Source organism: uncultured Pseudoramibacter sp., assembly GCF_903789625.1.
Lineage (GTDB): Bacteria > Bacillota > Clostridia > Eubacteriales > Eubacteriaceae > Pseudoramibacter > Pseudoramibacter fermentans.
The window spans coordinates 33,620-52,765 of record NZ_CAIFFF010000013.1 but is presented as its reverse complement, the minus strand read 5'-3'; the positions used below and the strand labels follow the sequence as shown (position 1 = coordinate 52,765).

The 19,146-nt window shown below is 58.2% G+C and carries 19 protein-coding genes and 1 riboswitch; all 19 genes read right to left on the bottom strand.

Features of this window, described 5'->3' with window-relative positions:
* Positions 1 to 104: 104 nt before the first annotated feature.
* The gene (gene ribE, locus QZX60_RS07660) at positions 105 to 572 is read right to left on the bottom strand and encodes a 6,7-dimethyl-8-ribityllumazine synthase (RefSeq protein ID WP_295363255.1); all 468 of its coding nucleotides are present in this window, start codon (positions 570 to 572) and stop codon (positions 105 to 107) included.
* 16 nt (positions 573 to 588) lie between these two features.
* Entirely contained in the window at positions 589 to 1,881 is a 1,293-nt protein-coding gene (locus QZX60_RS07655) for a bifunctional 3,4-dihydroxy-2-butanone-4-phosphate synthase/GTP cyclohydrolase II (protein WP_295363252.1), read from the bottom strand.
* Positions 1,882 to 1,918: 37 nt separating this feature from the next.
* Positions 1,919 to 2,578 (bottom strand): riboflavin synthase, encoded by a 660-nt coding sequence (ribE, locus tag QZX60_RS07650; protein ID WP_295363249.1) that lies wholly within the window; start codon positions 2,576 to 2,578, stop codon positions 1,919 to 1,921.
* 15 nt (positions 2,579 to 2,593) lie between these two features.
* A complete protein-coding gene (gene ribD, locus QZX60_RS07645) occupies positions 2,594 to 3,712 on the bottom strand; it encodes a bifunctional diaminohydroxyphosphoribosylaminopyrimidine deaminase/5-amino-6-(5-phosphoribosylamino)uracil reductase RibD (RefSeq protein WP_295363246.1) in 1,119 nt (372 codons plus the stop codon).
* Positions 3,713 to 3,786: 74 nt separating this feature from the next.
* A riboswitch (FMN riboswitch) is annotated at positions 3,787 to 3,902 on the bottom strand.
* A 47-nt stretch (positions 3,903 to 3,949) separates the two neighbouring features.
* Positions 3,950 to 5,038, bottom strand: a complete 1,089-nt coding sequence (gene thpR / locus QZX60_RS09305) for an RNA 2',3'-cyclic phosphodiesterase (RefSeq protein WP_363174789.1) — start codon at positions 5,036 to 5,038, stop codon at positions 3,950 to 3,952.
* 24 nt (positions 5,039 to 5,062) lie between these two features.
* A complete protein-coding gene (locus QZX60_RS07630; protein WP_295363244.1) occupies positions 5,063 to 5,566 on the bottom strand; it encodes an NAD(+) diphosphatase in 504 nt (167 codons plus the stop codon).
* A gap of 21 nt (positions 5,567 to 5,587) precedes the next feature.
* Positions 5,588 to 6,646 (bottom strand): [FeFe] hydrogenase H-cluster radical SAM maturase HydE, encoded by a 1,059-nt coding sequence (gene hydE / locus QZX60_RS07625; RefSeq protein WP_295363242.1) that lies wholly within the window; start codon positions 6,644 to 6,646, stop codon positions 5,588 to 5,590.
* Entirely contained in the window at positions 6,630 to 7,823 is a 1,194-nt protein-coding gene (gene hydF / locus QZX60_RS07620) for a [FeFe] hydrogenase H-cluster maturation GTPase HydF (RefSeq protein ID WP_295363239.1), read from the bottom strand. Before hydF ends, hydE begins: the two co-directional genes overlap by 17 nt.
* Positions 7,807 to 8,985 (bottom strand): nitrogenase component 1, encoded by a 1,179-nt coding sequence (locus QZX60_RS07615; RefSeq protein WP_295363236.1) that lies wholly within the window; start codon positions 8,983 to 8,985, stop codon positions 7,807 to 7,809. The genes hydF and QZX60_RS07615 overlap by 17 nt, the downstream gene beginning before the upstream one ends.
* Positions 8,982 to 10,310, bottom strand: coding sequence for a nitrogenase component 1 (locus tag QZX60_RS07610; protein WP_295363233.1), 1,329 nt, complete (start codon positions 10,308 to 10,310; stop codon positions 8,982 to 8,984). The genes QZX60_RS07615 and QZX60_RS07610 overlap by 4 nt, the downstream gene beginning before the upstream one ends.
* Positions 10,304 to 11,071, bottom strand: coding sequence for an AAA family ATPase (locus QZX60_RS07605; RefSeq protein WP_295363230.1), 768 nt, complete (start codon positions 11,069 to 11,071; stop codon positions 10,304 to 10,306). The genes QZX60_RS07610 and QZX60_RS07605 overlap by 7 nt, the downstream gene beginning before the upstream one ends.
* Positions 11,068 to 11,328, bottom strand: coding sequence for a TM1266 family iron-only hydrogenase system putative regulator (locus QZX60_RS07600; protein ID WP_295363227.1), 261 nt, complete (start codon positions 11,326 to 11,328; stop codon positions 11,068 to 11,070). The genes QZX60_RS07605 and QZX60_RS07600 overlap by 4 nt, the downstream gene beginning before the upstream one ends.
* 11 nt (positions 11,329 to 11,339) lie before the next feature.
* The gene (gene hypE / locus QZX60_RS07595) at positions 11,340 to 12,356 is read right to left on the bottom strand and encodes a hydrogenase expression/formation protein HypE (RefSeq protein ID WP_295363224.1); all 1,017 of its coding nucleotides are present in this window, start codon (positions 12,354 to 12,356) and stop codon (positions 11,340 to 11,342) included.
* Positions 12,353 to 13,423: a hydrogenase formation protein HypD gene (hypD, locus tag QZX60_RS07590; RefSeq protein WP_295363221.1), complete on the bottom strand. Its 1,071-nt coding sequence runs from the start codon at positions 13,421 to 13,423 to the stop codon at positions 12,353 to 12,355. Before hypD ends, hypE begins: the two co-directional genes overlap by 4 nt.
* Positions 13,420 to 13,632 (bottom strand): HypC/HybG/HupF family hydrogenase formation chaperone, encoded by a 213-nt coding sequence (locus tag QZX60_RS07585; RefSeq protein ID WP_295363218.1) that lies wholly within the window; start codon positions 13,630 to 13,632, stop codon positions 13,420 to 13,422. Before QZX60_RS07585 ends, hypD begins: the two co-directional genes overlap by 4 nt.
* A 33-nt stretch (positions 13,633 to 13,665) precedes the next feature.
* The gene (hypF, locus tag QZX60_RS07580; RefSeq protein WP_295363215.1) at positions 13,666 to 16,002 is read right to left on the bottom strand and encodes a carbamoyltransferase HypF; all 2,337 of its coding nucleotides are present in this window, start codon (positions 16,000 to 16,002) and stop codon (positions 13,666 to 13,668) included.
* Entirely contained in the window at positions 15,995 to 17,035 is a 1,041-nt protein-coding gene (locus QZX60_RS07575) for a nitrogenase component 1 (RefSeq protein ID WP_295363213.1), read from the bottom strand. The genes hypF and QZX60_RS07575 overlap by 8 nt, the downstream gene beginning before the upstream one ends.
* Positions 17,032 to 18,345: a nitrogenase component 1 gene (locus tag QZX60_RS07570; protein ID WP_295363211.1), complete on the bottom strand. Its 1,314-nt coding sequence runs from the start codon at positions 18,343 to 18,345 to the stop codon at positions 17,032 to 17,034. Before QZX60_RS07570 ends, QZX60_RS07575 begins: the two co-directional genes overlap by 4 nt.
* Entirely contained in the window at positions 18,342 to 19,091 is a 750-nt protein-coding gene (locus QZX60_RS07565; RefSeq protein ID WP_295363209.1) for a nitrogenase iron protein NifH, read from the bottom strand. Before QZX60_RS07565 ends, QZX60_RS07570 begins: the two co-directional genes overlap by 4 nt.
* Positions 19,092 to 19,146 lie beyond the last annotated feature (55 nt).

The window sequence follows — 19,146 nt, the reverse complement described above, 5'->3', positions numbered from 1 at the left end:
GCAGCAGGATGAAAGAATTTCTTCTCTGTCTTGCTACACTTTTATGGTACTAAAAACAGAGCGATTTGAAAATTTCAAATTGCTCTGTTTTTTATTGAGCCGGATTATTTTTCGATGTTCTTGATCAGGTTGACCATTTCGATCGCGGAGCAGGCCACGTCGTAGCCCTTGTTGCCCGCCTTGGTCCCCGCACGTTCGACGGCCTGTTCGATATTTTCAGTCGTCAGAACACCAAAGAGCACCGGAATGCCTGTGTTCAGGCTGACCTGCGCGATGCCCTTGCTGGCTTCGTTGCAGACGTAATCGTAATGGCTGGTTGCGCCGCGAATGACTGCCCCGAGGCAGATCACCGCGTCGTATTTGCCGGACTGAGCGAATTTCTGGGCGATCAGCGGAATTTCAAAGGCGCCGGGCACCCAGGCGATGTCGATGTCGTCGTCGTTGACGCCGTGGCGGATCAGCGCGTCCTGCGCGCCGGAGACCAGCTTCGACACGATGAATTCGTTAAAACGCGCCGCTACGATGGCGACCTTAATCTGTTGTGCAACAACCTTACCTTCTAATTTGTTCATGATTTTGCCTTCTTTCTCAATTCTTTTTATTCTTTAAATTATCGTTCTTTTTCGCTTTTTCCGCCTTGCTGTAGCTGATTGGATAAGCGTGCACGTGACGGTCGTGTTCGTAATGGGTCATGTGGTTCATTCGATTCTGCTTCGTCATCAAGTAGTTGTAATCGTAAGGCTGAGCCTCGATTTCAATCGGCACCCGTTCTTCGATCGTAATACCGTAGCCGGAAAGCCCTGTGATTTTCTGCGGGTTGTTCGTCAACAGGCGCAGCCGCTTCGCACCGATGTCCCGGAGAATCTGCGCGCCGACGCCGTAATCCCTCAGATCTGGTGGAAAGCCCAGCTTGATATTGGCTTCAACCGTGTCGTAACCCTGTTCCTGAAGGGCGTAGGCCTTGATTTTGTTGATCAGCCCGATGCCGCGGCCTTCCTGTCTCAAATAGATCAGCACGCCCCGGCCTTCTCTGGCGATCTGGCGCATGGCTTGGTGCAGCTGATCGCCGCAGTCACAGCGTGAGGAACCGAAGACGTCCCCAGTCAAGCATTCAGAATGCACGCGGCAGAGCACCGGCTCGCCGTTGGCCACGTCGCCCATCGTCAATGCGACGTGGTGTTCCCCGTTGATTTTATTGCGGTAGCCGTAGATTTTAAAATTGCCGTAGGCTGTCGGCAGATTGGCTTCGGCTTCCCGGACCATGATCGTGTCGTTCTTGACGCGGTATTTAATCAAATCGTCGATAGTCACTACAGTGAAATCGTGTTTTTCAGCTAATTCCAACAATTCGGAGGTGCGCATCATCGTGCCGTCGTCCCGCATCACTTCGCAGCACAGCCCCACAGGTTTCAAGCCGGCAATGTTCATCAGGTCGACCGTCGCTTCGGTGTGGCCGCCGCGGGTCAAAACCCCGCCGCGTCTGGCCTGAAGCGGAAACATATGGCCCGGCCGTCTAAAGGCTTCGGGCTTCACGTCATCGGCGACGGTTTTCATCGCCGTGTACGACCGTTCGTAAGCTGAAATGCCGGTCGTCGTGTCGACATGGTCGATGGAAACGGTAAAGGCTGTGCTGTGGTTGTCCGAATTTTCGTCGACCATCTGCGGCAGATCCAGCTTCTGACACCACGCTTCGCTCATCGGCATGCAGATCAGCCCCTTGGCCTCACTGGCCATCATATTCACGTTTTCCGGTGTTGCGAATTCCGCCGCGCAGATCATGTCCCCTTCGTTTTCACGGTCCGGGTCGTCGATGCACAGGATGATCTTGCCATCTCTTAAATCCTGCGCTGCCTGTTCGATTGTACCTATTGATTTTGCCATTTGTTGTCTCTTTTCTATCCTTCTATACTCTGTATGATTAAAAGCCGTATTTCTTTAAAAATTCAAGGCTTAAGCCGCTGTCTTTTTGATTGTTTTCATCTCCCGTCAGCATCCGGTCACACCATTTTTCGATGTACTTCCCAACCATATCGCATTCGAGATTGACCGCGTCGCCGACGTCCTTCTGTCCCAGCGCCGTCACCTCCAGCGTGTGCGGGATGATCGACACTTTAAAAGATGTGTCGTCTACGTCCGCTACCGTCAGGCTGATGCCGGACATCGCGATGGACCCCTTTTCGACGATGTAATTCAAAATATCCTTCGGCGTCTTAACCGTGAACCACACCGCGTTGTCGTCCCGCCGCCTGTCGGTAATGATGCCGACGCCGTCGATGTGACCTGCGACCATGTGGCCGTTGAAGCGGCCGTCCGCGGGCATCGCCCGTTCGAGATTGACGCCGTCTCCAACTTTAAGTTTCGCCAGCGCGCTGCGGTTGAGGGTTTCGGCCATGACGTCCGCCGTAAAGTACCGGCTGCCAACCGTCGTCGCCGTCAGACAGACGCCGTCGGTCATGATGCTGTCGCCGATCTGCGTGCCGTCGAGTACCGTGCTGCAGCCGACGGTCAAAATGCAGGAGCGCGCGCCCTTTTTAATGCCCTGAATCGTGCCGATTTCTTCCACAATGCCTGTAAACATTCGTACTCCTCTCTTTTATTCCGTGTAGACCGGATAACCGGTGATGCAGAGATCGCGGTCGTAAGAGGCGACTGCGACGCCGTTCAACTGCACCGCCTGACTCATTTTATCGACGCCGACGCCGCCGACCGGCGAGGGCGCACCGACACCGCCGACGATTTTTGGCGCGACAAAGGCGTGAACCTTGTTGATCAGCCGGGCTTTCAACATCGATCCCATCAGCGTCCCGCCGCCTTCGAGAAGGATGCCGTCGATTTCGCGTTCAGCCAAGACCACTAACGCCTTTTTAAGATCGATCTCTCCCGATGTGTCTAACTCAGAGGAGATGACCTGAACGCCCTGCGCTTTCAGCGCCGCCCGCTTGTCCGCATCTGCCTCCGCTCCGGTGAGCACCCACGTCGGGATGTCCTTTGCCGTCTTCACGAGGGCCGCGTCCAGCGGCATGCGCAGATGGGTGTCGCAGACGATGCGGACGGGATCGACGCCGTCTGCGATGCGGCAGTTGAGCATCGGATCGTCACTGAGCACAGTGCCGATGCCACATATGATTCCCTTGTAATGCCGGCGAAGCTGGTGAACCGCTCTGCGCGAGGCCTCACCGCTGACCCATTTGGAGTCGCCAGACGCTGTCGCGATCTTGCCGTCTAATGTCATCGCGTATTTCGCGTCGACAAAGGGCAGATGCGCCGTCATGTAATATTCAAAGACCTCATTGAGTTTTCGGCAGTCGTCCTCAAGTATACCGGTTGTGACTTCAATGCCGGCGTCTCTTAAAATCTGAACCCCTTTGCCGGCAACGATCGGATTGACATCCATCGCCCCGACAAAGACCCGGGCGATTTTCTTTTCGATGATGATGTCGGTGCACGGCGGCGTGCGGCCAGTGTGGCAGCACGGTTCAAGGGTGACGTACAAATCTGCGCCTGCCGGATCCTCATGGCAGTGAAGCAGGGCGTTGCGCTCTGCGTGATAACCGCCGATGTACTCGTGAAAGCCCTCGGAGATGATCCGTCCGTCTTTGACGACCACGCAGCCCACCATCGGGTTGGGCGACGTGCGGCCGTCTGCCTGCCGCGCCAGAGCCAAGGCTCTTCGCATGTAGGCTTCTCTGTCTGCTGTTTCTTTTTCTGTCATGCAGCTTCCTTTCTACCAGGACGCCAATAAAAAAACGCCCTGAAAAATCAGGGCGTCGAGCTCAACAAAAAGGGTTCGATCTTCTTCCATCCGGACTATAACCGTCGGTCCCGGAATTGCACCGGATCATGCCAAATGGCTCGCGGACTTTACCGCCGATAGGGAATTTCACCCAACCCTGAAGATTGAAATATTTATTTTTTACATAAAACAGTATAGAGAAAACGCCGTCATCTGTCAAGACGGACGCAAAAAAATTTTCAGATACGCCGGCGGCACCACCCTCGTCATCCAAATGCCGTTGGCCGAAAGGTAAAAGACCAGACCGTCCTTGGCCATCCGCCTGGCGTCGATCTGGAAGACGACCGGCCTGCCGTGGCGGCTGCCGACTTTTTTCGCCGTCTCGGGATCCTTTGACAGGTGCACGTAAAGCCGGCCCATCGGCAGAAGCCCCTCTCTTAAAATGGCCGCCACCGATTTTTCGCCGGTGCCGTGCCACAAAATATCGGGCGGCGTCAGCTGCTCGGGCTCCACGTCTACAGGGATCGAATGCCCCTGATTCGCCCGGATTTTGGTGTGATCGGCGTTGAACGCGTAGCGCTGCTTCGCGTCGGTGCGGACAATTTTTTCAAGATAAGGCCGATCAAAAGTGCGGGTTCTGGCCATACCGGCGATCAGCGCGTCCACATCCGCCCAACCGTGGCGGTCCAAGGTGATGCCGATTTTTTCCGGATGGTGCCGGAGGACGAGACTTAAAAATTTGCTGTCGCGGGTCATCCGTTTAGCCGGGGTGTCCGGCTTCCTCCGCCAGGTCCGGCCGCGGTCGTCGACGGTGAAAATGTCGGTATAGCGCGGACCATGGGTCCCCAGCTCAGACTGAATCAGGGCGACGCGCGTCACCACGCCGTCAGACCGGTCCAGATGCACGTCGAAGGCCCCCGCGCTTTTCGCTTTGCGCAGCATCGTGATGTGCGGCCTGAAGGGCTTACGATCGTAGGCAATGCCCGCTCGGTCGAGGGCCTGTCTGAGGTGATCGGCCAATTCGGCAAGCTTTGGCTGACTGTCCGGGGCCGCCCAGATCGTGTCGCCAAAACGCCCGCTCTGGGAAAGCTTGAGATGAAAAGGCGCAAAACGCATCTTTTTCAGCACGCGCACTGCGGTATCACGCTGATTTGGATCACACTCACCCAAAAACGCCAGCGTCAGATGCAGGTTTTCCTCCGGTGTAAAACGGCCAGTCACCCCCTGACGTTTTAAATCCGCCTGTGCCCGGGCAATGGCCCGACGCTGTGATTTTGACAAATGGATACCGATAAAAAGCCGCATGTCCGCCTCCGCTGATTCAAAAAATTAAAAGGGATAAGTCCCGTCCAAATAGCCGATTAAAAAATCCTTGGCCAGGCTGTTGGGACGGATGGCCTCTCTGGCCTCGTCAACAGTGAACCATTTCCACTTGTCGACTTCCCAGTTCGGCTCAGGCTTGCCCTTCACAATCGCCGTAAAATTGAGCATCAAGGTATTCGTGGGCTTAAAGTAATGGGACCGGTTGAACTTCAGCTTTTGAACCTCTAAATGCATCTCTTCATTCACTTCTCGACGCACCGCGTGCTCGGCGTCCTCGCCTCGGTTGACGTAGCCCGCCACCAAAATGTAGCTCGGCCGACCATACTGCTGGATCAGCAGAATATGGTCCTGATCCTCATTCATCACAATGGTGCTGATGGCCGTGTTAAACACCGGAAAACGGTATTCCTCGCAGACGGGGCAGTAAGGCACGATGCCCTCGTCTTTCAGATAACGGTGCAGCAGCGGTGAGCCGCAAAACATACAGTGGGTCATTTCGGGTGTAGACATTTTAAATTCCTTTTCTATTTTTTATTTCTGCGCTGCGATGTGATCGCCTCGGTCGACCGCGACGTGATAGCCGGTCCGTTCGATCCGCAGCGCCATGCACCGCCTGCATTCGGCCGCCTCGTCGCCAGTGCAGATCTTCCCATCGTAGAGCAGGTATTTGCCGCGGACGCTGGTCGGCGAAAGATTGGGCATGACGACGTTGGCGCCGGCCAGTATGCCCTTTTCCCGTCCGGTCGGGTCAATGGTCCCAAGGGCCGTTGTCGCCGGCAGCAGCACGTCCGGCTGCATCAGCCGGATGATCGCCAGCAGGTGCAGCGTCATCTCGAGGCTCCCCTGCGCTTGAGTGCCAAAGGGCGTGTCCTTCTGGGGAATGAACGGGCCAATGCCGATCATTTCCGGCTGAAGCTCGCGCATGAATATGAGGTCGTCGACCAGATAATCCAGAGTCTGGCCGGGTGAACCGACCATCATGCCGGCGCCGACCTGATAGCCAATGGTCTTCAGCGTTTTGAGACAGCGCTTTCGATTTTCGCCGGACAGCTCCGGCGGATGCAGCACCCTGTAATGCTCGGGATTGGCCGTCTCATGGCGCAGCAAATACCGGTCGGCGCCAGCTTCGAAATAGGCGCGGTAGCTGGCCTCGGATTTCTCCCCGATCGACAGCGTCACCGCACAGTCCGGGTGGCGTGCCTTGATCTCGCGGACTAAATTGCAGATCCGCGTGTCGGAATAGGCCGGATCCTCTCCGCCCTGAAGCACGAAAGTTCTGAAATCGAGATCGTAGCCCCGATCGCAGCAGTCTAAAATTGTCTCGTCGTCTAAACGGTAACGGGAAATACGCGCATTGTCCCGCCGGATGCCGCAGTAATAGCAGTTGTTTTTGCAGACGTTGGTAAATTCGATGAGGCCGCGGAGGTAGACGGCCTTGCCGTACACCGCTTCCCGGACACGGCGGGCCGCGGCGTAAAGTATTTCAGCCTCTGCGTCGGTGAGTGTGCTCAGCAGCTGCTTAAAATCCTCCCGCGGAAGATTGTGGGTCTCGGTCAGCCGTTTGATGCGTTCCTCATTTTTCGTGGCCATCCAGCACCTCGAGGCTGCGGTCTAAAATGCCGTTGATTTCGGCGATGACCGTGCCGTAATTCGTAAAGGGCACGTGCTGGCGCACCGCCCTTGCCATTCTCGATTTGATTTCCGTCCCGCTCTGCATGCACCCGCCACAGTGCACCACCATCGCGTATGGACTTAAATCCGCCGGAAAACTCTTGCCCGACGATGTTTCAAAAACGAGCTGCTTCCCCGTCTGCTTCTGAATCCAATGAGGCAGCTTGACCGTCCCGATATCGTAGCACTGTCTGTGATGGGTACAGCCTTCCGCCATCAAAATCCTGTCCCCGTCCTGCAGATGATCCAGCGCGTGCACGCCATCGACGGCCGTCTTTAAAAAGCCCTTGTGCCGCGCCATTAAAATCGAGAAGGACGTCAGCAGCACCGACCGCGGCACGACCGAAGCCACCTTCTTAAAGGCCTGGGAGTCCGTCACGACCAGTGCCGGCGGGTTTTGCAGAGAGGCCAGTGTTTCAGGCAGCTCCGTTTCCCGGCAGCAGATGCCCATCGCCCCGATGTCAAGCAGTTCGCGGAGGACCTGCTGCTGCGGCAGAATCAGCCGCCCCTTCGGCGCCGATTCGTCGATTGGAATCACGAGTACCACCACGTCGCCCATGGCGACCAAATCGCTGATAATCGGCTTGTCCTCAGATTTCGGCTGCATCGCCGCGATTTTTTCCTTGAGTTCGTCGATATGCCAGCCGGTTTTCGCCGACACGTCGATTTCGTTGTCACCGCGATCAGGCAGATTTTCTCTGAGGTCAGCCTTATTGTACACCACCAGATAGGGCAGATCTTTTTCTTTAAAGCGGCTGATCAGCGCCTTGTCTTCTTCGGACAGGCCCTTTCCGCCGTCGACGACCAGAACCGCGATATCCGTGCGTTCCATTTCCCGGTAGCTTCTCGCGACGCGTTTAGCGCCGAGCTCGCCGACGTCATCGGTTCCTGGAGTATCCACAATCAACACCGGACCCAGCGGCAGAATTTCCATCGTTTTTTCCACCGGGTCGGTCGTCGTTCCCGCTTTTTCCGACACTACCGCCAGATCCTGTCCTGTCACCGCGTTGACGACGCTGGATTTTCCAGCGTTGCGCTTTCCGAAAAAGGTAATGTGGAGCCGTTCACCTGCCGGTGTTTCATTGAGTGTTGCCATTTTTGATCTCCTTCGCTAAATTGCTGAATTCACCGTTGTCAAAAAAATTCACCGCGCGGTCATAGCCGATCCTCCCAGAAAAAGCAAAATGATGCAGGGGGATCAGCTTCGCCTGATCCGGCACCAGCGGAGCGTAAAGCCGATCTGCCATCACGGCTTCCGCGCCGCCAACCGCTGTCTTAACTGCCGCCTCCCCATTCACGGAAATAACCTGGCCCGCGCACAGCGCCTTCGAGCATTCTGTCGGTACTACTGCGCGGACCGGTCCGCGCTGTTCAGCCGCGCACGCCGCGGCAATGGAACCGGCCTGAACGGCTTCGCCGATGACGGCGGTCTGCACTTCGTCAGATGGTTGACCTTGAATCCCGTCCAAATAAGGAAGCCGCGTCCGGCCGTCTCTGGCGCTGCGTTCAAGGGCGTCAAAGAGCGTTTCTGAAAAACTGCCGACTGGACAGCCCGCCACTGCCGGCGTTCCAAACCGTGCCTTAAGCACCTTGGCTGCGCGCCATCCAGTCGAGGACACCACGAGGTTAACCGCTGCGCGGCCTGCTCCGCAAATTGCCTCGGGATCGCTGTCCAGCGCCCAGTTGGATTGAATCTGCCATCCGGCATCGACGAGCTTCTGCTCAAGAGAGACGGCACTGCCAGGCGCGTCGAAATCGAGGGGCGTCAGGCCGAGAATATTCACGCTGTGGGGCCGCTTCGCCTCGCCCAAATCGTCGACCAGCATCTCGGCCACAGCTTCAAAGGCCCGGCCCGCGCCGTCGACGTAGTCGTGCAATCCATTGGTCGGAATGTAGAATACTGGCACGCCGGTTTGATCCGCGATCATCTCGGAAAGGCCTTCAAAATCCGTCCCAATAATGTACGGGATCGGCGAATTGCACAGCGCAATGAACCGTGGATGCAGGTTTTGAGCCGCCTCGACCACGTCGTCGACCAATTTTTCGTCGTTGCCGACAATCGCGTCCATGTCGTTGAGCCCCGAGATGAAAATCAGGCTTTCTTTATCGTACCAGCGGGTTTCGTCGTGGGTATTGTAAGTCGAATTGCATCCAGAAGGATCGTGAATCACGACCATGCCGCCAAGCTCGTAGAGCGCAGAGGCCGCGCCGGACACGTCTCCGGCGTAACAAGGCACTTGGGTATATACTTGTCTCATAGTACGCAGGTACACCCCCATCCCTTCTGTCCGATCACAGGCTTCGGATCCTTCGGACAATCCAGTGCGCTGCACATTTCCTGCATTAAGGCCGCTTGGCCGCCGTAGCCCCAGAGACCGCCGTTGGCGACCATCTGAACAAAATAGCGGCTCTTTTCAAACCATGCCGCTCTCGGGCCGATGGCCAAAACCTTTTCGTCAGGCGCCGGCCACCGCCGCATTTCAGGACGCAGCGTCGAACAGACGATGACACTCGGCGCGTGGGAGCGCAGCCAGTCAAAATCTGTTTTTTCTTCGTCTAAAAAACCGTCCGCGTAGAGGCGCACCACGTTGAATCCCGCTTCGATTAAGAACCGCGCCAAGCTCAAGGGTCTGAAGACGCCGACGGTATCAATGGCGATCGGCATCCGGCCGACACGTGTTTTCGCTGCCGCCACTGCCTTTTCTGCAGCCGTCTTTCGCGTTTTAAGGAAGTCGGACACGTCCCAGCCGTAATGGGCCGCGACGGGCGCCAGCGCTGCCTCGATCTCTGCGTCCCGCCAGCCCGCGCTCAAATAAAAACTCGGGCGGTTCAACCGCGCGGCCACCCCTTCTGCCGCCAGCCTCGCCATGGGCGACACATAAACTTCCACAGCGGCCGCACCGGTCTTTCGGTACGCTTCAAAATCCGGGCAGGCGCCTGTGGTGTTGACCTGAACGCCGTGCCGCGCGAACAATGCGGCAAAATCGTTGGTCTGTTCTGAACCCAGCGGCGTATCCGCGCCGATTAAATTCACTTGAGCGGGATCCGCCGGCAGATCGTACAGCGGCCGCGTCATTTCCAGGCGCTCCCGCTCGTCCGGCGTCGTACCGCGTTTCTGCATGATCGGGTCCATCCAGCACCTCAGCCAGAAAATATCCGGGTATTTGGCCTCGAGCACCTCGTAAACCCGATCCATGTCGGTCCCCATAAAATGGTGCAGACAAACGGGAAAAACCAACACCGCCTTCGGGCGCCTCTGCCATTTTTCGATGCAGCCGATGATACCCTGCAGCGTCACCTCAGTCAGGTCGCTGTCCATCAAGTCCTTGTCCTCGAGCAGCACCATGCCGAAGCGGTCGCCCGCGTCCATTTCGTCCGCGGTCATCACGACGCCGCGCATGCAGTTGTCGCCGCAGATGTAAATCTGCCGGCTCTCGGGCAGCTGCATCCCAATGTGCACAATATTCCAGTGGCTGTGCTCCGGCGTGTTAAATTCCAAACCGGCCGCAAAGGGCGCGGGAAAATGCGCCTGAGAAATTGGAAGGCTGGCCTCTGAAAAATCAGCTCTCACGCGCTTTAACATGGCGCACCTCCCGTCTCGCGGGCGTAAATCGTCTCAGCCAGCCGCCGGTAGGCTGCCGCCATTTCCGAATCGGCCGCCGTCTCGAGCACAATGCGGTGAGCATTATCCGCGGCCCTGACCATCTCGGAATCAGCCAAAGTGCCGACGATGGTGCTGTGAAAATCTTGAGCCAGCTGCTCAACGCGCTGGGTTTCATCCGCGTTCTGTCTGCGGTTTAAGATAAAGCCGCCGAGCCTTGCGTAATGCCGCGCCTTAAAATGATCGACCGCCATCGCGATGTTGGCTGCCGCATAAATCGGCATGGCCTCGCCGGAGGTCAGAATGTAAACCGACTGAGCGTATTTTTTCCGCATCGGCATCGCGAATCCGCCGCAGACCACATCCCCCAGCACGTCGTAAAGCACGACGTCCGGCGCGAGCTTTTCGTAAAGGCCTTTTTCGGTCAGCTTTTCGAGAGCCGTGATCACACCCCGCCCGGCGCAGCCGACACCGGGCAGCGGCCCCCCGGTCTCGGCACAGTATACGCCGCTTGCGCTCTGTACGACCACATCCTCTAAATCGAAGGCGTCGTTGACTTTCCGGCACATGTCCATCACTGTCGGAATTTTCTGACCGTGGCACAGGTTCATCGTCGAATCCGCCTTCGGGTCGCAGCCGATCTGGACGACGCGCAGGCCACGCTCAGCCAGCGCCGCCGCGATATTGGACACCGTCGTCGATTTGCCGATGCCGCCCTTTCCGTAAAACACCAGCTGGATCATGGGGTTTCCGTGATGACGTCTGAATAAGCGGTCTTCACCGTGACGCCAGGGAGCTGGCCGATGCTGCCGGACAGCGCCGAAATCACGCCTTCCGGCGCGTCCACCGCGACGCTGATCAGATTGATGTTTTTCTGACGATAGGGAATGCCCATGCGCCCGATGATATAGTCTGACGCTTCGTGAAGCATTTCGTTAATTTTTTCTACTTCGTTTTTATCTCGAATGATGATCGAAATCACCGCAACTCTCGTTTTCATAAATTGACTCCTTAACAAATCCTCGGCAGCAGCTCGGTCCCCGGTTCCGGCAGGAAGGTCTGAGCGCCGATCGCCGTTTCCATCACGACCCGTTCCGGATTGTCCTCGGTGACCACGCCGATTTTGCAGATACCCTGGGTGTCCGGATAAGCCGACAGCGCGTCGATCACCGCATCAGCGCGTTCCTGGGGCATGATCATCACCATGCGCCCTTCACAGGCCAGATACAGCGGTTCCAGACCGAGCATTCCGCAGACGCCGGCGACAGCCGGGTCCACCGGGATATCTTCGGCGTTTAACTGAATGCCCACGTGGCTCTGGTGGGCAATTTCGTACAATACGGTGCCGACGCCGCCTCGGGTCGCGTCTCGGATCACGTGGATATCCGGCGCCGCCTCGAGGGCCGCCGAAATCGGATGCCACAGCGGCGCACAGTCGCTGGTCACGTGAGCGTCGATGCCGTATTCATCTCTGGCGAGCAGCACCGCACAGCCGTGCCGGCCCACATCGCCGGTGACCAAAACGGCATCCCCTGGCTTGGCGTCCGCGCCGGCCAGATGAACCCCAGGCATCAGCTCGCCGACCCCCGTCGTCGTGATAAAGACCTGGTCCGCCTGACCCTTGCCGACGACCTTCGTATCCCCAGCCACGAGGGCCACACCGACTTTTTCAGCGGTCTGCGCCATCGACTGGGCAATCTGGTCGAGTTTCACCGTTTCGAGGCCTTCCTCGATGATAAAGGAGCAGGTCAAATACAGCGGCTTCGCGCCCATGCAGGACAAATCGTTGACCGTTCCGCAGACCGACAGCTCGCCGATGTTGCCGCCCGGGAAAAAGGCCGGCGATACGACGAAACCGTCGGTCGACATCGCGATCTTCCGGTCGGGCCGCGGCAGCACCGCCGCGTCGTCCGCCGTCAGAAAGGGATTGTCAAAATATTTCTTGAAAATATCGTGAATCAGCGCTGAAGTCTGCTTGCCGCCGGCCCCGTGGGCCAGCGTAATCTGATCCGGCAGTGTTTCTCTCATTTTATACCTCCATACAAATAATAAGCCGAGCACGTGCCCTCACTGGACACCATACAAGCGCCCGTCGGATGTTCCGGCGTGCACACCTTGCCAAACAGCGGACAGTCCACCGGCCGGCAGTTCCCCTGAAGGACGTCGCCGCAGCGGCAACCGGGGTGATCTTTCCCGACAGTTTCAGGCAGATCGAAGCGCACCGCCGCGTCGTAATGGTCGTAGGCTTCCCGCAGCTTCATCCCTGAATTTGGAATTTTGCCGATGCCCCGCCACCAAGCGTCACAGGGTTCCATGTACTTTTTGACGAGCTGCTGAGCCTCCGGGCTCCCCGATTCCGTCACGACCCGGGGATAAGCGTTGACGCAGAAGGTCTCGCCCGCTTCAAACTTTTTGACGGCGATGGTCAGCGCGCTGATTAACTCGCCGGCCGTAAACCCGGCTACAACGCCGCTGACGCCTTCTGCTTCCATTTTACGGCAGTCCGCCATTCCAGTAATCGCGTGCACGTGACCGGGATACAAAAACAAATCCGTGCTGTCTTTCATCGCCTCGTAGGCGGCGGGCATCGTTTTGTTGGCCGTCAGAATCGAAAAATTGTCCGCGCCGTCCGCGATCGCGTGATCGACCGCGAGACAGGCCGACGGAGTCGTCGTTTCAAAGCCCACCGCGAGAAAGACCACCTGTCGATCCGGATTGTCCACCGCGATTTTTTCTGCGTCGTCCGGTGCGTACACAATCCGAACGTCGGCGCCGTCGGCTCGGGCCTGGCTTAAGCTTTTATCCGTCCCCGGCACCCGCATCAAATCGCCGAAGGTACAGACGGTCGCGCCGCGGTCCTCCGCTAAGGCGACGGCCCGATCGATATACCCGCCTGGCGTGACACAAACCGGACAGCCCGGCCCAGAAATCAGCGTGATGTTTGGCGACAGAATCTGGCGGATGCCCTGTCTGAAAATTTCGTGGGTGTGGGTGCCGCAGACCTCCATGATGCGCACTGGCGGTCCATCGTATGTTTTGAGATATTGGATCGCTTTTTTAAGCGGCTCCGAAAGCGTGTGTCTTGCCTTTGTCATAGCAGATGATCCAGCAGATTTTCCGTTTCGTGACCGTCGTCGTCGGTAATTTTAGCGATCGCCGTCCCAGCGTGAACCATGACGTAATCGCCCGGTTCCAACCCGTCGAGCAACTTCGCCGAGATTTCCCGCTTGGCGCCCGACGCGTCGACGACCGCCGTCCCCTTATCGGTTAATTTGACAACTCTTGCTGATAATCCTACACACATATTGATTCCTTTCTCTTCTTTCTATTGATGTTTTTATTGAATATTTGTATCTTGCAGCCGGCTCATCGCCGCCACAGCCTGTCCCAGCGCGATGCCGCCGTCGTTGGGCGGCACCAGCCTGTGAAGCAGCACCTCAAAGCCGCGGGCCTTTAAGCCCTCGGCGGTCAGCCGCGTCAACAGCTTGTTTTGGAACACGCCGCCGCTCAGCGCGACCGTGTTGATTTGAACCTTATCTCTAATCTGACAGCATGCGGAAATCATCATCTCCGACAATTCCCGGTGGAAAATGTAAGCCAGCTGCCCCGCTTCTTCTCCCGCAAGCCTCCTGGCCATTAGGTCGTTAAACCAAGCAGTCGTCGGCAGCACCAGCTGCCCGTCTGCGTTTTCCGTCACGGCCGGCGCCCTGCGGCACGTGGCGTCAGGATGGGCGGCCTCGTAGCTTTCAGCGGCCGTCTCTAACGCCATCGCCGCCTCGCCCTCAAAGGTCGATTCCCGGCAGATGCCAAAGCCCGCCGCCGCGCCGTCAAACAGCCGTCCGGCACTGGTCGAGCGCACTGCGTTGATTTTTCTGTCGGCCATCATCCTGAGCACCCGAGCCTGTTTGGCGCTGCACAGCCCGAGGGACAACACCAGCGTTTCCCACTTTTGGGGATCTGGCTGCTGCGCCATCAGTAAGGCCGCGGCAATCCGCCAGCCCTCTTTTGACGCGGCGTCGCCGCCCAGCTGCCAGAAGGGCTCGATGTGGCCGACCCTTTCATAATGCTGCCAGTCTGCGATTAAAATCTCGCCGCCCCAGATCGTGCCGTCGTCCCCGTAACCCGTCCCGTCAAAGGACAGGCCGATAACCGGGCGGTCCACATCGTTCTCTGCGGTGCAGGACACGATGTGCGCGTAATGGTGCTGAATGGGAATGAGCGGCAGTCCCAGCGTCTCAGCGAACTGCGTCGATTGATACCGCGGGTGCAGGTCGCAGGCCACAGCCTCAGGCTTCACCTTTAAGAGGGTCAGCATCCGGGCCGTGCTCTCCTTGAGCGCCTGAAGCGTCCGCACGTCCGCCAAATCGCCGACGTAGGCCGAGGGGTAGAAAAGCTGATCATGCCCAATGCAGAACGTGTTCTTGAGTTCGCCGCCGGCGGCCAAAACCTGCCCACGCATCGGCGCAGAGACGATATACGGCATCGGCGCGTACCCGCGGGAGCGCCGAATCATGTAGGGCGCCCGCTGACCGTCGACAGTGATAAAATCCATCACCGAGTCGTCGGCACGGGTGACAATCGGCCGGTCGTTGGAGAGGATCACGTCGGCGAAATGGGCCAGTTCCTGCCGCGCCTCCGCGTCGTTGTGGCAGATGGCCGCCCCCGCCGCATTGCCGCTGGTCATCACCAGGCTGTCTGGCATGTCGATGCCGTCGTCGTAGTCAAAAAGCAGACACTGCACCGGCGCGTAGGGCAGCATGACGCCGACGGTGGCCTGACCCGGCGCGATACCCTCGCACAAGCGGCCGCCCGGTTTTTTCTCGAGCAGCAGAATCGGCTTTTGATGTCCCGTTAAAATGCGCGTCTGGTCTGCGTCGATGACACATTCCCGGCGCACGGCCGCTTCGTCCCGCATCATCACAGCCAAAGGCTTGTGGGGCCGATTTTTCAGCCGCCGCAATCGGGTGACTGCTGCCGCGTTCTCCGCGTCACAGCACAGGTGAAAGCCGCCGATCCCCTTGACCGCCGCGATGCCGCCACCGGCGATCGTTCTGCGGGTTGCGGTCATCGCAGCGCGGCCCCGTTCCGGGCGGTCGAGCAGATAAAGCTCGGGCCCGCAGTCTGGACAGCAGACCGGCTGGGCGTCGTAGCGCCGGGACGCCGGATTCGTGTACTCCTCAGCGCATTCCGGACACATCGGAAAATCCTTCATGCTCGTCCGCTCTCTGTCGTAGGGCAGCTCGTCGAGAATCGTCAGCCTCGGGCCGCAGTCCGTACAGTTGATAAACGGGTGCAGATAACGCCGATTGTCCGGATCGAAAAGCTCCGCCTTGCATTGGTCGCAAATGGCGATGTCCGGCGAGACAAAAATCGCGCCCTTCACTTTTTCGCTGTCGACAATCTGAAAATCGTCGAACTGAGCAGGGGCGTCCACCGATTTGATTTCGGTCTTCAGCACGACGGCCCGCTCTGGTGGGGCGTTCTCAATCTGATTTTCAAAAGCCGCAACCTGTTCCGGGGTGCCCTGAGCGAGAATTTCCACCCAGGCGCCGCGGTTGCTCACCTGTCCGCAGATTCCGAAGGCTTCAGCATATCGGCTGACCGTCGGCCTGAACCCGACGCCCTGAACGATGCCGTACAGTCGGATGCGGTGTGTAATTTGCACATCATTCATGGGGATTCAACCGCTTTCCTGAAATCGCAAAGTGGGGCCAGTCGATCCACTGTCCCGCAAAACGCTTGGCCAAGGGCTTGAGCGTCGGGTCCGCCGCGATGATGTCGTAGCCCCCCTCAGCAGCTGCCCGTTCAAAATCGTCTTCTTCTTTTAATTTGAGATCACCGGACTGCGCCAGCTCCTTGAGGCTCATGAACCAGGTCGCGCCTGTCACAGAAGCCGCACCGCGGGCGAGCCAGACCTGTCTGGCTGAATCCACCGCCACCTGCTGGTGCACAGCTAAGATGCGCTTGCCCGAAACGTCAGGAACCGACTCGGCAAATCGCGCCGCCATCGGATCGTAAAGTTTGTACGGCACGCCGAAATGCCGGTCCAGCCATTTTGCCGCCTTGAGCCCGTCCGGCGCCACAACAAGATTGCGTTCGGCCGACGCCCCATCGGCAAAGGTGTCCAGCCCCTCGTCCTGCGACCAGCCGTAGGCCGTGCACGCCGGATGCGCCTCTAGGAAAGCGTCCAGCGCGTCCAAATCGCAGTCAAAGGGCGTCGCGCCCAATACGCCGATGCCCTTTCGAGAGGTCTGGGATCGATCGGTGCAAAATTTCTTAAACAGCGTCCAAAAGGCCTGCTCGCAGCCGGCGTCGTAGAGCTTGAAGCCGTTCGTTGCCACGGCGAAGGCCGGCACGCCGCTTTTTTTCTCAATTAAACGGCACAGCGATTTCAAATCGGTGCCGATTACAGCCGGCACCGGCGTGCCGACGAGGGCCACGAATTTCGGATGAAGGGCCTCGGCGATTTCGACCGCCTTGTCGACCAAAAGCTGGTCGCGCCCGAGAATCGCGTCCATATCCCGAAGGCCTGCGCTGAAAACCGCCGCAGCCTGGGTTTCAAATCGGGGCTCGTCAAATCCGCAGATATTGCCCGTACAGCCGCCAGCGTCGACAATAATCACCGCGCCGCCCAAAGCGTAGAGTACTGAAACCGCGCCCGACTGATCCGGCGCGAAGGGTGTCAGCACTTTTCTGAGTCCTTTCATCGCGTGCTTCCTTTCTGTTCGGCCCGGTCGACCGCCTCGCAGACCGCCTGCGACAGCTTGATCACGCCGTCAAATCCAAAGGGCTGGGTCTTCCCACGCCACGGCACCAGTGCGGCTTTTTGATATCCACTGTAATAATACACGGCGTCCTCACCGATGGCGACCACCGGCCCGTTCTCATCCGGGTGGTAATGCACCATCTGTGGATCGGCGTTGTCGTAAATTTCGAGCTCCGGCTTTAGGGCCGCGAGCTTTTCGAGCCACGGCCAATATTCCGCGGCGGTCGTGCCGTAAACCGCCTGGACTTCACAGCCCGCTCTGAGCAGCGCCAGCGCCAGCTCGAAAGGATTGGCGTCGGCGACTTCCCCAACCGCAAAGGACCAGCCTGCCGTCCGCTGTACGAGTCTGTCTACAGCTGCCTCGGCGTTTTGCCGAAGCGCGTCGGTTTCAAAGGTGACGCCGAGCACCTGTCCGAAAGCCCGGTACTGCGCCGCGATCTTGTCGGTCTGATACAGCCGCTGCATTTGAATGAGCGGAATGCCCAAGCGTTTGTGCAGGTCCTCAGCCGCTGGCAGCGCCTCTGGGTTCAGTACCAGATTGAAATTCGCCGCCGCCATCTCCTGAAAATCTGCCATATTCTGACACTCGGCGATCTGCCGAATCTGATGGACGCCCACCGCTTTCAACAAATCGAAAATTTCGCTGCTGCGGTCCACGCCGCCGAAATAGCCGAGCAGATTGACGCAGTCGACCTGGCGCTGCCGTTTTTCAAGCAGCGAATACAGCGACTGCCGGACGTGCACCATCGGCGGCCGCCTGCCTTCTCGGGTCAGCGCGTACATGTAGCACGGCCGGACGGGAATGCCGACGACCTTCTCCGCCTTCCGGCAGACCCGTTCCATATCTGTCCCAAGCAGCGCATCGACGCAGGTGATGCAGATCATCACCACCGACGGTTGTGTCGGAAGAAAATCCACGACCTCCTGCACCGCCTCTGGAATTTTCGTCAAATGGCGGCCGGTGATCAAATCGGTCTCGTCCATCGTCAGATAAAAGAAGCGGTTATGGTATGCCGGCCGTTCCGAGAGCGCCGAGGTATTGCGTCCGCAGCACCCGGGCGATACGATGAGCATGATCGAGTCTGGAATAGCCAGCCCCGCCCGCTTGACGCCGTAGCCCTCTGCCCCCGGCGAATTGTAGGCCAGTGTCGCCGGCGAAGAATAAATCAACTGCCTCGTGTCGGCGATCTGTGACTGAAGGGCGTCCTTTCCCGCGTCGACGATCGATTGAACTGTGCGTCCGGCGCTCATGCTTCCGCCTCCAGCCGTTCGGAGAGGGCGATGAATTTCTGAGAGATGTCGAGAGCCGGATCGCCTTCGACGACGGTCATGCCTTGATCCTCGCAGCGGTTGATCGCGTCGCTTCGCGGCAGGTCTGCCACAATTGGCAGGCCGCAGCTTTCGGCAAAGGCCTCAACCTTCTGCCGCTCGTCCGGTACGTTGCGCCGGTTGAGAATCAGTCCCTCCACCGACGCGTAGCCGCGGTCTTCAAAATTGTCGACCGCCGTGTTGATGTTGTTCGCCGCGTACAGCGCCATCTTCTCGCCGGAGGTTACGATCAACACCTTTTCGGCGTAGCCCTCACGGATCGGGGCGGCAAATCCGCCACAGACCACGTCGCCGAGCACGTCGTACAAAATGACGTCGGGTTTCACAGTTTCGATGAGTTCGAGATCTTCGAGGAGCTGAAAGGTCGCGATAATCCCCCGGCCGGCGCAGCCCAGCCCCGGCGTCGGGCCGCCCGTTTCGATACAGACGACGCCGCCGTAGCCGATCGCCGACAAGTCTTCGAGGCGCTCCGGCTCTTTACCTTCCCGCAGCAGCGTCATCACCGGCGTCACCGAATGATTGTGCAGCAGGTTGATCGTCGAGTCCGCCTTCGGATCGCAGCCGATTTGTATGACCTTTTTTCCTCTCGTGGCAAAGGCAGCGGCCAAATTGCTGGTCACTGTCGATTTGCCAATGCCTCCCTTTCCATATACGGCTATCTTTAACATAAACGCTCCTTCTAAAATAAAAAAGACTTTTATTTTAATTTCTCAACTAAAATAA

What these genes read in the sequence shown, in the direction of transcription:
- ribE (WP_295363255.1), bottom strand. Translation starts at nt 572, where the DNA reads ATGAACAAATTAGAAGGTAAGGTTGTTGCACAACAGATTAAGGTCGCC.
- QZX60_RS07655 (WP_295363252.1), bottom strand. Translation starts at nt 1,881, where the DNA reads ATGGCAAAATCAATAGGTACAATCGAACAGGCAGCGCAGGATTTAAGA.
- ribE (WP_295363249.1), bottom strand. Translation starts at nt 2,578, where the DNA reads ATGTTTACAGGCATTGTGGAAGAAATCGGCACGATTCAGGGCATTAAA.
- ribD (WP_295363246.1), bottom strand. Translation starts at nt 3,712, where the DNA reads ATGACAGAAAAAGAAACAGCAGACAGAGAAGCCTACATGCGAAGAGCC.
- thpR (WP_363174789.1), bottom strand. Translation starts at nt 5,038, where the DNA reads ATGCGGCTTTTTATCGGTATCCATTTGTCAAAATCACAGCGTCGGGCC.
- QZX60_RS07630 (WP_295363244.1), bottom strand. Translation starts at nt 5,566, where the DNA reads ATGTCTACACCCGAAATGACCCACTGTATGTTTTGCGGCTCACCGCTG.
- hydE (WP_295363242.1), bottom strand. Translation starts at nt 6,646, where the DNA reads ATGGCCACGAAAAATGAGGAACGCATCAAACGGCTGACCGAGACCCAC.
- hydF (WP_295363239.1), bottom strand. Translation starts at nt 7,823, where the DNA reads ATGGCAACACTCAATGAAACACCGGCAGGTGAACGGCTCCACATTACC.
- QZX60_RS07615 (WP_295363236.1), bottom strand. Translation starts at nt 8,985, where the DNA reads ATGAGACAAGTATATACCCAAGTGCCTTGTTACGCCGGAGACGTGTCC.
- QZX60_RS07610 (WP_295363233.1), bottom strand. Translation starts at nt 10,310, where the DNA reads ATGTTAAAGCGCGTGAGAGCTGATTTTTCAGAGGCCAGCCTTCCAATT.
- QZX60_RS07605 (WP_295363230.1), bottom strand. Translation starts at nt 11,071, where the DNA reads ATGATCCAGCTGGTGTTTTACGGAAAGGGCGGCATCGGCAAATCGACG.
- QZX60_RS07600 (WP_295363227.1), bottom strand. Translation starts at nt 11,328, where the DNA reads ATGAAAACGAGAGTTGCGGTGATTTCGATCATCATTCGAGATAAAAAC.
- hypE (WP_295363224.1), bottom strand. Translation starts at nt 12,356, where the DNA reads ATGAGAGAAACACTGCCGGATCAGATTACGCTGGCCCACGGGGCCGGC.
- hypD (WP_295363221.1), bottom strand. Translation starts at nt 13,423, where the DNA reads ATGACAAAGGCAAGACACACGCTTTCGGAGCCGCTTAAAAAAGCGATC.
- QZX60_RS07585 (WP_295363218.1), bottom strand. Translation starts at nt 13,632, where the DNA reads ATGTGTGTAGGATTATCAGCAAGAGTTGTCAAATTAACCGATAAGGGG.
- hypF (WP_295363215.1), bottom strand. Translation starts at nt 16,002, where the DNA reads ATGAATGATGTGCAAATTACACACCGCATCCGACTGTACGGCATCGTT.
- QZX60_RS07575 (WP_295363213.1), bottom strand. Translation starts at nt 17,035, where the DNA reads ATGAAAGGACTCAGAAAAGTGCTGACACCCTTCGCGCCGGATCAGTCG.
- QZX60_RS07570 (WP_295363211.1), bottom strand. Translation starts at nt 18,345, where the DNA reads ATGAGCGCCGGACGCACAGTTCAATCGATCGTCGACGCGGGAAAGGAC.
- QZX60_RS07565 (WP_295363209.1), bottom strand. Translation starts at nt 19,091, where the DNA reads ATGTTAAAGATAGCCGTATATGGAAAGGGAGGCATTGGCAAATCGACA.